11 protein-coding genes are annotated in these 14,405 nt (G+C 48.7%); all 11 read left to right on the top strand.

The annotated features are described in order from the left end of the window. Positions 1 to 160 precede the first annotated feature (160 nt). The 11 genes from htpX to ACSTTG_RS01350 all read left to right on the top strand — a co-directional run bounded on the left by htpX (position 161) and on the right by ACSTTG_RS01350 (position 14,363). Complete coding sequence (gene htpX, locus ACSTTG_RS01400) at positions 161 to 1,033, top strand: protease HtpX (RefSeq protein WP_438460746.1); 873 nt, start codon at positions 161 to 163, stop codon at positions 1,031 to 1,033. A 791-nt stretch (positions 1,034 to 1,824) separates the two neighbouring features. Continuing rightward, the gene (gene pulA, locus ACSTTG_RS01395; protein WP_438473592.1) at positions 1,825 to 5,775 is read left to right on the top strand and encodes a pullulanase-type alpha-1,6-glucosidase; all 3,951 of its coding nucleotides are present in this window, start codon (positions 1,825 to 1,827) and stop codon (positions 5,773 to 5,775) included. Positions 5,776 to 5,989: 214 nt separating this feature from the next. After that, a complete protein-coding gene (locus ACSTTG_RS01390; RefSeq protein ID WP_438473591.1) occupies positions 5,990 to 6,412 on the top strand; it encodes a nuclear transport factor 2 family protein in 423 nt (140 codons plus the stop codon). Continuing rightward, complete coding sequence (locus tag ACSTTG_RS01385) at positions 6,409 to 7,143, top strand: SDR family NAD(P)-dependent oxidoreductase (RefSeq protein ID WP_438473590.1); 735 nt, start codon at positions 6,409 to 6,411, stop codon at positions 7,141 to 7,143. The genes ACSTTG_RS01390 and ACSTTG_RS01385 overlap by 4 nt, the downstream gene beginning before the upstream one ends. A gap of 2 nt (positions 7,144 to 7,145) precedes the next feature. Beyond that, positions 7,146 to 8,417, top strand: coding sequence for an NAD(P)/FAD-dependent oxidoreductase (locus tag ACSTTG_RS01380; protein ID WP_438473589.1), 1,272 nt, complete (start codon positions 7,146 to 7,148; stop codon positions 8,415 to 8,417). 11 nt (positions 8,418 to 8,428) lie between these two features. Then, complete coding sequence (locus tag ACSTTG_RS01375; protein ID WP_438473901.1) at positions 8,429 to 9,238, top strand: DUF1365 domain-containing protein; 810 nt, start codon at positions 8,429 to 8,431, stop codon at positions 9,236 to 9,238. After that, the gene (locus ACSTTG_RS01370; RefSeq protein WP_438473588.1) at positions 9,235 to 10,473 is read left to right on the top strand and encodes a class I SAM-dependent methyltransferase; all 1,239 of its coding nucleotides are present in this window, start codon (positions 9,235 to 9,237) and stop codon (positions 10,471 to 10,473) included. The genes ACSTTG_RS01375 and ACSTTG_RS01370 overlap by 4 nt, the downstream gene beginning before the upstream one ends. Next, positions 10,470 to 10,994, top strand: a complete 525-nt coding sequence (locus tag ACSTTG_RS01365) for a DUF2878 domain-containing protein (protein ID WP_438460752.1) — start codon at positions 10,470 to 10,472, stop codon at positions 10,992 to 10,994. The genes ACSTTG_RS01370 and ACSTTG_RS01365 overlap by 4 nt, the downstream gene beginning before the upstream one ends. Positions 10,995 to 11,043: 49 nt before the next feature. Continuing rightward, entirely contained in the window at positions 11,044 to 11,550 is a 507-nt protein-coding gene (locus ACSTTG_RS01360) for a chalcone isomerase family protein (protein WP_497583685.1), read from the top strand. Between the two features lies 1 nt (position 11,551). After that, positions 11,552 to 12,088, top strand: coding sequence for a DUF3833 domain-containing protein (locus ACSTTG_RS01355; RefSeq protein WP_438460754.1), 537 nt, complete (start codon positions 11,552 to 11,554; stop codon positions 12,086 to 12,088). A gap of 613 nt (positions 12,089 to 12,701) precedes the next feature. Further along, positions 12,702 to 14,363, top strand: a complete 1,662-nt coding sequence (locus tag ACSTTG_RS01350; protein ID WP_438473586.1) for an ABC transporter substrate-binding protein — start codon at positions 12,702 to 12,704, stop codon at positions 14,361 to 14,363. Positions 14,364 to 14,405 lie beyond the last annotated feature (42 nt).

Genomic DNA, 14,405 nt, shown 5'->3' with positions numbered 1-14,405 from the left:
TAACAATAAGTTACATCATCTACAAAATGTTTCAATTTAGCCCTTAACCTTGAAGTCAAAAAATTAGACTATATATAGCTTTAGAGCTTGAGATATAGCCTTAGAGCTTGAGTTTTGTCCTCAAGTGATAATCGAATCACGTTTTCCAGTGGAGAAATGAATGAAACGCGTATTACTCTTTCTAGCAACGAACCTGGCGGTGGTGCTAGTCCTAAGCGTTGTACTTAACATTGTCTATGCAGTCACCGGCATGCAGCCTGGTAGTCTTTCTGGGCTACTGATCATGGCCGCCGTGTTTGGTTTTGGTGGCGCACTTATCTCTTTGATGATGTCTAAGAGCATGGCACTGCGCTCTGTTGGGGGCATGGTGATCGAAAGTCCGCGCAACGAAACAGAGCATTGGCTACTTGAGACAGTCTCTCGTCAATCTCAGCAAGTTGGCATTGGTATGCCGACCGTCGCTATTTATGACTCTCCAGATATCAACGCATTTGCGACAGGTGCCAAGCGCGATGACTCGCTTGTTGCCGTATCGACAGGTCTGTTACACAACATGACCCGTGATGAAGCCGAGGCTGTGCTGGCGCATGAAGTGAGCCACATTTCAAATGGCGATATGGTCACCATGACCCTGATGCAGGGTGTCGTGAATACCTTTGTGATTTTCTTGTCTCGCTTTATCGCCAATATCGTTGCGTCAAGTCGTGATGATGAGGGGCAGGGTGGCACCAATATGATGGTGTATTTTGGTATCTCCATGGTGCTCGAGTTGGTGTTTGGTTTCCTGGCGAGCTTTATCACCATGTGGTACAGCCGTCATCGTGAATTTCACGCCGATGCGGGCGCCGCACAGCTTGTAGGTAAGCACAAGATGATTGCAGCATTGGAGCGACTTAAGGTGAGTCATGAGCCGCAGCTTGAGGGTTCGATGATGGCCTTTGGTATCAATGGTAAGCGCTCACTGAGTGAACTCTTGATGAGCCATCCACCGCTAGACAAGCGTATTGATGCATTGCGTCAACAGCAATACTAAGTCATCGTTTTTGAATAAAACCGAGCCAAGTGCTCGGTTTTTTGTTTTTTATACCCTAGCAAAATAAATTTGTCATTACGCCCTTAGTCAAGTTTCCGATTTTAAGGATATCTTAGGGACACAATGGAATATTTCTAGCTATTAATATCTCAAGGACATATATGGGGCAAGGGTACATATAGTGAGGTGGCGAGTGATTAATTAAATATGACGCTGACAAAAAGGTTAATACTGTTACTTTGAATGATTGGCTATTAATTTACAGGATGTCGTTCGAAAATTGACACTCTTCTAAGTTTGACTATCTAACAGACCCAAATAGTTTAGGTCATATTTTAGGTATATAAATTACACTTAAAGTCGTTGGTCGCTGTGGCAAGTATCCACATAGGAAAAAAACCTGGGTTTTTGTTAGGGCTTGTCTATGCGAGTTTTTATGCAAGTTTCTATGCCAGGTTATAGTAAGTCGGCACAAAGTGTGAGTTGAGTGGTCAGGGATGACTGGCTGGGGTGGACATCCTACAAGGGTGGGGAGGAGAAGGGCGTAGATGATTTTTTTGAATTTAATCATTAATTGCAGATCTACAAAATGTGACCTTTTATTAAAGATTGGCATATTTTACTGAGATAGTGCTGTTGTTATACCTAGGTCACAAACTGTTCTTTCTGGTTGTTATTAATATTTCTGGGCGCTTTGTAATTTGTATTTTTGCTGTACCCAAACTTGCTTTTTTATAAAGTGAACAGTAAGCGCAACAATAAAAATATTTAGAAAGAATAGGGCTAAGTTAATGGAAATTAGAATAAGTACACTGGCAAAATATACCATGCCAATGTTTGCTGCCTTCGCACTGTCAGGTTGTGGTAGTGATAATGATAAACCAGGTGGCGGCGGAGAGCCGGATGACCTGTACCCTGCCGGCGAAAATGAGGTTGTCATTTATTACAAGCGTGATGCCGATGAGGCTCGGTCAGCGAATTACGATGGCTGGGGTCTGCACCTATGGAATGGTGAGGGGTGTACCAGTACTGACCTAGAAGCCATGGGGATTGCGAGTGGTGGTACGGAATGGGAAAAACCATTTTTAGCCACGGGCATCAATAGCACCTACGGGGCTTACTATGTGCTTAAAATTAACCCTGATGCGTCTGACCCTCATGAGTGTATGAACTTCATCCTACACAACGGTGATGATAAGGCATTTGGTAGTGCTAACCAGAAGGTTGAGCTACGTAATCTAGATGATTCGCGGGGGGTATTTGGTTTCCATGGCAGCAGCCAGCTCTACTACAGCCCAATCGCTGAGCGTCCAATTTCAATTGATGGACAAAAGGCCCACTGGCTGGATGACAAAACCATTGCTTGGGAATCTGCCAGCAGCGCAGACACCATTGAGCTGCGCTACAGCCTAACCAACGATATCGTGATGGACGAAGAGACCAAAGAGGTCTCAGGCGGCACGGTTGTTGAGCTTGAGCAGGGCTCAGGGTTGAGTGACGATCTTAAGGCGCGCTTCCCACACTTATCCGATCTTGCCAGCGCAGAGATCAGTGTCGACGATGCTACTCTGCGCGAGATCCTTAAATCACAGATCGTGATGGTGGCTTACCGTGCCAATGGCCAAACCCTGGCTGCGACAGAAGTGCAAAAAGCGGGTGTGCTTGATGCGGTATTTGCCGATAAAGACGCAGGTAACGCTATCTCGGAAGAGCTCGGTGCGATTGTTGAAGGCAATGATGCGACATTCAAGCTCTGGGCACCAACCGCTCAAAGTGTTGAGTTGGTGATCTATGAAGACGACAAAACGGTCGATCAAACGGTAACTATGACGGTGGACCCGGTAACGGGCATTTGGGCCAGCGATATGCTGTCAGGCGTCGTAGGTAAGTACTATCGTTATGGTGTGACGGTTTACCACCCAACCACCAAGAGTATTTTAACGCGTTTAGTGACAGACCCTTACTCTCTGAGCCTATCAACCAACTCGACTTACTCGCAAGTTGTTGACTTGAATGACACCAGCTTGATGCCAGAAGGTTGGAGCGACCCAGATTATGAGCGTCCAACTGTGACCAAAGATGTCGACCACGTGTTGTATGAGTCGCACCTACGTGACTTTAGCTTCAGTGATAGCTTTGGTACGGCAGAGTTTAATGGTAAGTACCTTGCTCTGACAGAGCCTGAGCGTGAGTCTGTGACCCACCTACAAGCACTTAAAGATGCAGGCTTGACCTCGCTGCATATTCTTCCGGCATTTGATATCGCGACCGTCGATGAGGCGAATCAGGTCGATATCACCGACACCGTCGGTGACCTCTGCGCGGCAAACAGTAATGCGGCAGTGTGTGGTGATGTCGATTCGGCAACGGTGATCGAAGATCTGTTGGCAAGTTACGACCCATCGACTGGTGAAGCGCAATCACTGATGAATGACCTACGTGGCCTCGATAGCTTTAACTGGGGCTATGACCCATTCCATTACACGGTGCCAGAAGGCAGCTACGCCACTGACGCGGAAGGGACCCAACGTATCCTTGAGTTCCGTCAAATGGTCAAAGCGACTCACGATATGGGGCTCAAGCTGATCATGGATGTGGTGTACAACCACACCAATGCATCCGGTGACAACGACAAGTCAGTATTAGATAAGATTGTTCCGGGGTATTACCACCGCTTGAATGCCAACACAGGTGATGTAGAGCTTTCTACCTGTTGTGATAACACCGCCACCGAGCACCTGATGATGGGTAAGCTGATGGTCGACTCACTCAAAGTGTGGGCAGATGATTACCGCGTGGATGGTTTCCGCTTTGACTTGATGGGACACCAACCTAAGCCTCTGATGGTTGAGGCGCTAGAAGAGGTCCGTCAGCTTGATCCTAATACCCTGTTCTACGGCGAAGGCTGGGACTTTGGTGAGGTCGCAAACAACGCTCGCTTTGAGCAGGCAACCCAAATCAATATGGCTGGCACGGAGATTGGTACCTTCTCAGACCGTCTGCGCGATGCAGTGCGTGGAGGCAGCCCATTTGATGGTGGCGTTGACAGTAATGGTATGCACTCACTGCGCTATAACCAAGGCTTTGGTAATGCGGGTTACATCAATGATGAGGCTGCTCAGATTGACAATCGTGAGTCTGATCTGCTGCACAACCAAGACCTGATCCGCGTGGGTATGGCGGGTAACCTAGCCGACTTTGTCATTCTCGATAACGAAGGCAACACAATGCGTGGTCAAGATGTTGACTACGGCGGTGCGCCAGCGGGCTACACCAAGCACCCATCAGAAAATATCTCATATGTGTCTAAGCACGATAACCAAACCCTTTGGGATATCAATGCTTATAAGATTGCCGCAGGGACCAGCTCTGCTGAGCGTGCCCGTATGCAAACCGTCGGTCTATCGACTGTGATGTTGGGTCAAGGCATTCCGTTTATCCACATGGGCTCTGAGCTGCTTCGCTCGAAGTCAATGCAGCGTGACTCCTACGACTCCGGCGATTGGTTCAACCGTGTTAAGTTTAATGGCGATGACAACAACTGGAATGTGGGTTTGCCACGCCACGATAAAGACGGTGATAACTGGTCACTCATCCAAGTGTTGATCCAGGATTCAACGGCTAATCCAGACATCCATGATATCGAGTTGACCAAGCAGCAGTTTATGGAGCTACTGACAATACGCAGTTCAAGCGAGCTGTTCCGTCTAGAAACGGCTTCTGAGGTAATGAACCGCGTTGACTTTAGAAATGTTGGTATCGATCAAGAGCTTGGACTGATCGTAATGTCAATCGATAACGCAGGCTTCTCACTCAATGACGAATACAGCGCGATTGTAGCGGTGCTTAACTCGACCACAACGGCGCAAGAGTTTGATATTGAGGGGGCGACAGGCTTTAGCTTGCACCCGGTGCAGCAAAGCTCGGCAGACAGTATTGTTAAAGATGCATCGTTTGATGAGGAGCGCTTCACTGTCCCTGCATTGACAACGGCAGTGTTCGTTCAAACCAATGGTGATGGCCTGGCGGTTGACAACAGCAATAAGGACCTCGACTCCATTCCTCCGTATGGCAATAATCCAGTGTATGTCAAAGGTGGTATGAATGGCTGGTCTGACGATGACAAATGGCAGATGAGCTTTGTTGGCAATGGCCTGTACTCAGTCACCGGTTTCCTTGAGGTGGGCGAGTATGAGTTTAAGTTTGCAGACCCAAGCTGGAGTGCACCGAATGTCGGCTGTGACAACTCAACACAAAGCGGCACCAGCATTGACTTAGGTACCGATGGCAACTGTGTGCTTGATGTTCAAGAGGCGGGCAAATTCACCTTCACTCTCGATGCGAGCCATGTTCAAGATGAGAATATCGAGCTCCCTATGGTATCGGTTGTCGTTGCACCGGACATGCCAACCTTTGGTGACACGGATTTGTATCTACGCGGCTCTGTGACATCGTGGGATCCACTGGAAGTGGCTAAATTTAGCTATGTGGCGAATGATGTTTACCGCTTGGATATCGACCTAAGTACAGGTGATTATGAGATGAAGATTGCCGATGCAGGATGGACAGCCAGCACAAACTTCGGTGGCCTGGGCAGTGTTGTTCTTGATACCGAACTTGTCATGGAAGCGGGTGATGAGAGCGGCAATCTTTCGATTGCAGTGACGGAAAATGGTAGTTATGGCTTTACGCTGAACGCCATAGACCCGAGTGCGCCAGTGCTCACCGTTAGTAAAAACTAACCAGATGCCAATACCTTAATTGATGCAAGCCCCACTCATTCGAGTGGGGCTTTTGTTTATGTGTGATTGATCGTTCTAAATTTGACTACGGTATAAGCAGATTAAGAAAAGTTGTACAAAAAAAATCTTGTATAACTTTTTCCGTATTCTATGTTTTGTATGTTGTACAAAAAACAGACTTGTACAGTAAATGACGGCTAAGGGGCAAACGATAATGGACATCGATAGCGTAGCGGCTTTTTATCAACAGCTCGACAAGAGCAATCTGCATACCCTCCCTAATATCTACCACCAGGATGTGGTATTTGAGGACCCGGCTCATCGGATGCACGGGCTCAATTCACTTGAACAATATTTTATCTCCATGTATCGCAGTGTTAACAGCTGTCATTTTGATATTCATACCGCAGAGCAAGTGGGTGACCATGGTTACATACGCTGGTTGATGCGTTTATCCCACGCCAAACTGGCCAACGGTGAGCCGATTGAAGTTGAGGGTATCACCTACGTCGAGTTCGCCGAGGGCAAAGTGATACATCATCGTGACTACTTCGACTTGGGGGCAATGCTGTATGAGAAACTCCCTGTATTAGGGCGCTTGATCACGGCCATCAAACACAAGTTGGGGCAGTCATGAGCACGGTTCTCATTACCGGTGCAACATCCGGCATTGGCCTGCAGTTGGCGCGTGATTATCTTCAGGCGGGGTGGCGGGTTATCGCCTGTGGTCGCAATCAAGCGCAGCTTGAAAATCTAGTTTCACTAGGCAGTCAGATTTCGACCTTGTGCTTTGATGTCACTGATAAAGACCAAGTTGAGCAAGCATTCGCTGACTTGCCCGAGACGCCAAGCCTGTGGTTGTTCAATGCGGGCAATTGTGAGTACATCAACGATGGTCATGTCGACAGCGACCTCGTGCAGCGTGTTATGGATGTGAATTTCACCGGCGTAGTGCGCTGTGTCGAGGCTTGCCAAAGTCTTTTTGAGCGAGGACACCGCGTGGCGTTCGTCGGCTCAATCGCCAGTGAGGTGGCCCTGACTCGCTCAGAAGCTTATGGAGCTTCAAAGGCTGCATTGAGCTACTTTGCCCGTAGCTATCGCAATGATATCGCAGCAAAAGGTGTCAAGGTCTCACTGGTATTTCCGGGGTTCGTCAAGACCCCGCTGACCGATAAGAATGACTTCGCGATGCCAATGCTGGTTAGCGTTGAGCAGGCATCACAACGGATCCGAGAGGGTCTCGAGCAAGGGCGCGAGTACATTTACTTTCCCGCCCGCTTTACTTGGATTTTACGCGTGATAGGAGCTTTGCCTTATCGCTGGCAATCACTGATCACCGCTAAGCTGGTTGGTTCACAGGAGCAATAACAATGAAAATCGCTATTATCGGCAGTGGGATCTCGGGGTTAACGTGTGGCTACCACCTGGCTGGGGAGCACGACATCACCGTCTATGAAGCTAATGACTATATCGGCGGCCATACGGCAACCAAGCGGGTAAAGGTTCAGGGCGAACAGGTCACGGTCGACACTGGTTTTATTGTTTATAACGAGCGTACCTATCCTAATTTTATTCAGCTATTGGACGAGATTGGCGTTAAAGGCAGACCGACGAGTATGAGCTTTTCGGTGCGCAACGATGCCAATGGCCTCGAATATAACGGCCACACTCTGAGCACCTTGTTTGTGCAGCGCAGCAACTGGTTCTCACCGCGATTTTATCGTTTTATTTTTGAAATCATTCGCTTTAATCGCCTGGCGAAACAGCAGGCGCAAAGCTGTGCGCAAGACGACACCCTAGGTGATTTTCTCAGCCAGCATGGCTTTAGCGCCTTTTTTAGCGAAAACTATATCCTGCCTATGGGAGCAGCGATCTGGTCTTCGACTCTGGCGGACATGCGCGCGTTTCCTCTGCGCTTCTTTTTACGTTTCTTCCTCAATCATGGTCTGCTGGATATCGTTAACCGGCCTCAATGGTATGTCATCGAGGGAGGCTCGGATGCTTATATTGCGCCGCTGACAGAGCAGTTTAAAGACAATATCCGCCTCAACTCTCCTGTTACACGCGTGGCCAGAGATGCTGCTGGGGTTATGGTGCAAAGCAACGGCGTCGTTGAGCGTTACGACCAAGTGATCTTTGCCTGTCACAGCGACCAAGCACTGCGACTACTTGACGACCCGAGTGATGATGAGAGCAAGATCCTATCGGCGATGCGTTATCAAGCCAACGAGGTGGTGCTGCACACCGATACCAGTTTATTGCCGACCAGGCCGGCAGCGTGGGCGGCCTGGAACTACCACCTAAGTGGGGAAGAGGGGCAGGAGCAGCGTTTGCCGTCACTGACCTACAATATGAACATTCTTCAACACATCAACGCGCCCGAGACATTATGCGTCTCTCTCAATTGCTCCGATGCGCTCGACTCAGACAAAGTCATTGAAACCTACACCTACCACCATCCGGTATTTACCCGAGAGTCGATCGTGGCGGCACAAAACAAGTCACAGGTCAGCGGGATAAATCGTACCTGGTATTGCGGAGCCTACTGGCATAACGGCTTCCACGAAGATGGAGTGCGTAGTGCACTCGATGTCATTTCTGGCATAAACCGCGTCTCGCTTTCAGCCAAAGGGGCGGCGTAGGAGTCGACATGATGTATAGCCGCTTATACACAGGAGAAGTTCGTCATCGTCGTTTGGCGCCCGTTGAGCACCAACTTAGCTACTCGCTGTTTATGCCTTGTATTGACCTCGATGAAATCGAGCAGTTGCAGTCGAAGGTGTTTGGCTTTGGTCAACGCTGGTGGCATTGGGCACGTTTTAAGCGCGATGATTACCTTGGTCAAGGGCCGCTTAAAATTGCGGTACAAGATAAGGTATTCGAGCTAACCGGAGTGCGCTTGTCGGGGCGCGTAGAGGCTGTGGTGCACCTGCGCTATTTAGGGTTATTTTTTAGCCCAGTGAATTTTTATTACCTGTACGACGATACTGGGGATTGGCGTTTTATGCTCGCAGAGGTGAGCAACACCCCCTGGAACGAGCGCCACTATTACGCGCTGCCAGCGGACGAGGGCGAGGAGGGGACGAATTGGCAACACCCCAAAGCGTTCCATGTCTCGCCCTTTAACCCGATCAATCAGCAGTACATTTGGAAACTGAAGCCACTGGGTAAGCGACTGTCGATTCACTTGGAGTGTCACACTGCTGAGTGTATTAGTGCTGACAGCTCGAACTCTGACAGTTCGGCCGCAAGAAACAAGGTTTTCGATGCGACGATGGCGATGCGCCAGCAAGCATTGACATCCTCGTCGCTACTGCGTGTTTTACTGAAAACTCCCAGCCAAACCGTCAAGGTTGTGTTGGGTATTTATTGGCAAGCACTCAAGCTGTACGTCAAGCGTGCGCCACTCTACTCACACCCAAAAAAGAACGTCCGACCAGATAACAAGGAGAGCTGCCAATGATTAATGCCACCACATTAACCTTCCCAGCCAACATGACCCGCATTGATCGTAGTGCTCGTGAATGGATAGTTGGTAAGCTTGAGCGCCTGCCCAAGGGTCAGTTGACCATTGTCGAAAGCTATTTAGAGCCTCAACACGTGACTAAGGTCGGAGAGCCTCGCCCTAATGAGCCCAAAGCGACCCTAGTGATCAAAGACAGCCGTTTTTTCTCACGCCTGTTGCAAGGTGGCAGTATCGCAGCCGGGGAGGCCTATATGGAAGGCTGGTGGGACAGCAGTGATTTAACCAGCGTGATGGAACTGATGGCCGTAAACCTAGCTACGCTTGACTCACTGCGCAGCCGCACCAGTTGGCTTGGTCAAATGACGGTGCGCTTTGGTCACTGGCTCAGACGCAACACCCTTAGCCAGTCGAAAAAGAATATCCATGCTCACTATGACCTCGGCAATGATCTCTATCGCCTGTTTCTCGACAAGAATATGCTTTACTCTTCAGCGCTGTATCTCAATACCCACGACACACTGGAGATGGCTCAGAAGAATAAGATGGCGCGCTTGTGTCAGCAGCTCGCGCTGAAGAGCGACGATCACGTGCTCGAGATAGGCACCGGATGGGGGGCAATGGCCATCTTCATGGCTCAAGAATATGGCTGTAGAGTCACCACCACGACGATTTCTGAGCAGCAGTACCAATATGCCAAGGCGCAGATTGAGGCCTTAGGGTTAGAGCAGCGCATCACGCTGCTCAAACAAGATTACCGCTTGCTTGAGGGACAGTTTGATAAGGTGGTCTCAATTGAGATGATTGAGGCCGTTGGTAAAGCGTTTCTTGCTTCCTATATATCGAAGTGTCAATCGTTACTGAAAAAGGGGGGGCGCTTCGCCATTCAAGCCATCACCATCGCGGATCAGCGTTACGACAGCTACAGTCGCAACGTTGACTTTATCCAAAAGTACATTTTCCCGGGTGGGTTCCTTCCGTCGATCGCCAAGCTGGCTGAGGTGAGTAGCAAGCACAGTGATTTTGTTATCCGGGACGTGTTTGACATAGGGAGCGATTACGCCCAAACACTCAATGAGTGGCGCGCACGATTTGAACAACAGATCGATCAGGTACGTGAACAGGGCTATGACGAGCGCTTTGTTCGTATGTGGCGTTACTATCTTTGCTACTGCGAGGGTGGGTTTAAGGCCAAAAGTATCAGCACAGTGCAGATGACCTTCGAGCGCTCATGAACTGGTTACTGCGAAAACCCCTCATCACTGTCTCGATTTGGTTTCAAACCGTATGGTTTATCGCGGTACTCGGTCGAGAAAGCGGGTTGCTTGTATTGGTGTTGGGACTTGCTCTTGGGGGCTGGTTAATCAGTCGCGCTTATCAGCTGCGTCTTGAGGGTGTGTTGCTGTTTATGGCCATTGGCCTTTGCGTGGATAGCTTTAATATTTTGATCGGCCTGTTTGTGTTTGAGTCGGTGTGGATCCCTGCTTGGCTGTTGTTGCTCTGGCTTGCGTTTTCACTCTACGCATTTGTTTTGTTGCCGGGATTAAACCGTTTACCGAAACCGCTCGTAGTAATGTTTGGTGGGTTGGGTGGTTGCTTAAGTTACCTCGCCGGACTCAAGTTCGGGGCAGTGGCTACGACATTCAATATAGTGTCTTTTGTCTGTGTCCTCGCTGTTGAATGGGTATTATTGCTAGCTATTGCATCATACCTCATTGCACGATTCCCATTAGTGCAAAAGGACACTGGGGGGTGATATGAGAAACTTAATGTTATTGTTCACACTGACTTGGAGTTGCCTTAGTGTGGCTCAACCTACCGCTCTACAAACTGGTCCAGAGTGGCGATCGTGGGGTCGCGTCGGCAGCGCGGAGTTGACCTGGCTTTTTTTCGACGTATATCGCTCTGAGCTGTATACGCCAAAAGGGCAGTACCGATTGTCGCACGATGTCTCTCCCCATCCACTGGCACTCGCCATCACCTATCAGCGCGACATATCCTCTGAAAATTTACTTAAAGCCACCCAAGACCAGTGGCAGAAACTGGGTTTCTCCGAGCGAGAAATCGAGCAATGGAGCGATGAGCTTGAGGACATCTATCCCGATATTGCGACCGGCGACAGGCTCGTTTACGTCAGTAATGGTCAGCAGGGGCACTTTGAGTACCGCGCCGCCGGCAGCACCGATTGGCTTCCCATAGGGCACCTCTCTGACGAGCGGGCGAGTGATGCTTTCCTATCAATTTGGCTTTCTCCACAGACCGAGTATCCAAAGTTGCGCCGCCAACTTATTGGGCTGAACAGGGCAGGATAAGATGAAAATATTTAAGAGTGTTTTTTTGCTTCTTGCTGTTATGAGTGTGGGCTGCAGTGCGGATATTGATGACTACGAACAAACCAATCCAGACTTTGACCTCTTTGGCTTCTTTGACGGTCAAGTGAAGGCCTGGGGCATGGTGCAAGATTATTCTGACAAACAGACACGCCGTTTCGAGGTTGACATTGTTGGCGAGGTCAATGGTGAAACCTTAACCTTGGTCGAGGACTTTGTGTTCGACGATGGCGAGATCTCGCAGCGCATCTGGGTCATAACTCAGCAAGGCGTGGGTCAATATACAGGAACCGCCGACGATGTCGTCGGCGAGGCCACGGGCATCGCATCGGGAAACGCACTAAATTGGCGCTACAAGATGGATCTGGCAGTCGGCGACGATACATACCGTGTTACGTTTGATGATTGGATGTATCGTCAAGATGAGCGGAACATGTTCAATATCGCGACGATCAGTAAGTTCGGTGTTGACGTAGGCACTGTCACTTTATTTTTCACCAGACTAGACGCCGGACGATAGGAGTACCCGACGATTATGGTGTTGTATTCAGTACTCTCCAAACCGTAGAACTACTCTCTTTATTTCTCTCTCAAGCGCTGGCGTTATAAGAGGCGATCGTGCTCGTTATGCCAAAATATCTCGTTGCACCTAGCTTGGGTGTGTGACGGGCTTTGTGTTTAAGTTAATGATATTTAGATACTTTACCTATTGATAGTTAAGTGACTACTTAGTTGTATTTACAGTATGGATAGCTATAAGTAGTGAATAAATAGCCCAATGTTAGATTATTGTTGATTTTTTGGCTAAAAAAGCAGGATAAAGCACCAGTTTTGCCTAATAAAGCAGCGTAATTTATATATATCACTGGTAGTTCTGTGGTTTTAGCATATTAAATGCCAAAATTATGGCTAAGAACTGGTGTGTAATGCTACCTTGTGGGGGATCTTTGGGAATTATTGTGCGTTTGATTACATTTTTGTGGCAAATTACTCCAGTGATTGGTAATGTGTGCCCTATCTGTAGGTGATTAAGGGATTTTTAGGTCATTTATACAGCCTAAGCCCGCAGCTTATCGTTCAAGCTGGCAGCTACAGAAGTCATGGATGCAAAAATATAACTTGGAGTTTAATGCATGTATAAGAATAAAATTACTCGCGCTCTATTCTTGGGTGCGGGCCTGTCACTTGCGCTTGCTGGTTGTGGCGATAAGCCAGAAGAAAAACAAGCGGTTCAACCTGAATCTCAATCTCAAACTTCAGAATCTGGCCTAGCGGCTGTCCAAGAGCTGGTACGCGGTAACGGTACTGAGGTTGCATCTATCGACCCACACAAAACGGAAGGTGTACCAGAGTCTCACGTAATTCGTGATCTTCTGGAAGGTCTAGTAAACCAAGATGCAGACGGTAACACTATCCCTGGTGTTGCTGAGAGTTGGGAAACAGAAGACAACAAAACCTTCGTTTTCAATCTACGTAAAGATGCTAAGTGGTCAAATGGCGATCCTGTGACGGCTGAAGACTTTGTTTACAGCTTCAAGCGCGCCGTTGATCCTGCGACTGCGTCTCCTTACTCTTGGTACATCGAGTACACCACACTTGAGAATGCCAAAGAGATCATTGCTGGTGAAGCTGACAAGGAAACGCTGGGCGTACGTGCTATCGATGAGCACACGCTAGAGCTGAAGACGACTAAAGCCCTACCGTACTTTGTGGCAATGATGGGTCACACCACCATGAAGCCGGTACACCGCGCGACGGTTGAAGCACACGGCGACAACTGGACCAAGCCTGAAAACTTTGTCGGTAATGGTGCATACACGGTAAACAACTGGGTGATCAACGAGCGTATCGAGCTGGTGCGCAGTGAAACATACTGGGATAACGACAACACCACGCTAGACAAGGTGACATTCCTGCCAATTGAAAACCAAGTTGCAGAGATGAACCGTTTCCTATCGGGTGAAATCCACATCACCAATGAACTACCAATCGAGCATTTCAGCCGTTTGCAAAAAGAGCACCCTGAATCGGTATCGGTACAAGGTAACCTATGTACTTACTACTACGGCTTCAACAACGCTAAGGCACCTTTTGATGACGTGCGTGTGCGTACTGCACTGTCTTACGCCATCGACCGCGATGTAGTATCAAACATCATCATGGGTCAAGGTGAAAAACCTGCGTACTTCCTAACACCAGAGGTGACGGCAGGCTTTAACCCAGACATGCCAGCTTACGCTGACCTGTCTCAGGAAGAGCGTGTTGAAGAAGCGAAGAAGCTACTGGCTGAAGCAGGCTTTGATGCATCTAACCCACTTAAATTCAACCTGCTATACAACACCAGTGAGAACCACCGTAAAGTGGCTACGGCCATCCAGTCAATGTGGAAACAAGCACTGGGTGTTGATGCAACGCTTGAAAACCAAGAGTGGAAAACCTACCTAGATACGCGCCGTCAGGGTAACTTTGATGTGACTCGTGCTGGTTGGTGTGGTGACTACAACGAGGCCTCCTCGTTCCTAACGCTGATGCACTCGAACAACAGTTCTAACGACCCACGCTACGCTAGCGAAGAGTATGACCAGGTAATGGAAAATGCGATGCTTGCGACGAGCGATGAAGAGCGTCAAGCACTCTACCTAGAAGCCGAGAAGCTACTGGCACAAGATATGCCAATTGCTCCTATCTACCAATACGTGAAATCTCGCCTTGTGTCGCCGCAAGTTGGTGGTTTCCCAATCAACAACGCTGAAGACAAGATCTTCTCAAAAGACTTGTACCTCAAAGCGCAATAATCACGTATCACGCTAAAAAACTATAACAATAAGGGCCTGTCA

It is taken from the genome of Vibrio glycogenivorans (assembly GCF_051660965.1).
Lineage (GTDB): Bacteria > Pseudomonadota > Gammaproteobacteria > Enterobacterales > Vibrionaceae > Vibrio.
The sequence above is the reverse complement of the archived record's forward strand: the minus strand, read 5'-3'. Positions and strand labels throughout refer to the sequence as shown.

Bases quoted from the DNA above. Each gene is read 5' to 3' on its own strand.
- htpX (WP_438460746.1), top strand. From the start codon at position 161: ATGAAACGCGTATTACTCTTTCTAGCAACGAACCTGGCGGTGGTGCTA.
- pulA (WP_438473592.1), top strand. From the start codon at position 1,825: ATGGAAATTAGAATAAGTACACTGGCAAAATATACCATGCCAATGTTT.
- ACSTTG_RS01390 (WP_438473591.1), top strand. From the start codon at position 5,990: ATGGACATCGATAGCGTAGCGGCTTTTTATCAACAGCTCGACAAGAGC.
- ACSTTG_RS01385 (WP_438473590.1), top strand. From the start codon at position 6,409: ATGAGCACGGTTCTCATTACCGGTGCAACATCCGGCATTGGCCTGCAG.
- ACSTTG_RS01380 (WP_438473589.1), top strand. From the start codon at position 7,146: ATGAAAATCGCTATTATCGGCAGTGGGATCTCGGGGTTAACGTGTGGC.
- ACSTTG_RS01375 (WP_438473901.1), top strand. From the start codon at position 8,429: ATGTATAGCCGCTTATACACAGGAGAAGTTCGTCATCGTCGTTTGGCG.
- ACSTTG_RS01370 (WP_438473588.1), top strand. From the start codon at position 9,235: ATGATTAATGCCACCACATTAACCTTCCCAGCCAACATGACCCGCATT.
- ACSTTG_RS01365 (WP_438460752.1), top strand. From the start codon at position 10,470: ATGAACTGGTTACTGCGAAAACCCCTCATCACTGTCTCGATTTGGTTT.
- ACSTTG_RS01355 (WP_438460754.1), top strand. From the start codon at position 11,552: ATGAAAATATTTAAGAGTGTTTTTTTGCTTCTTGCTGTTATGAGTGTG.
- ACSTTG_RS01350 (WP_438473586.1), top strand. From the start codon at position 12,702: ATGTATAAGAATAAAATTACTCGCGCTCTATTCTTGGGTGCGGGCCTG.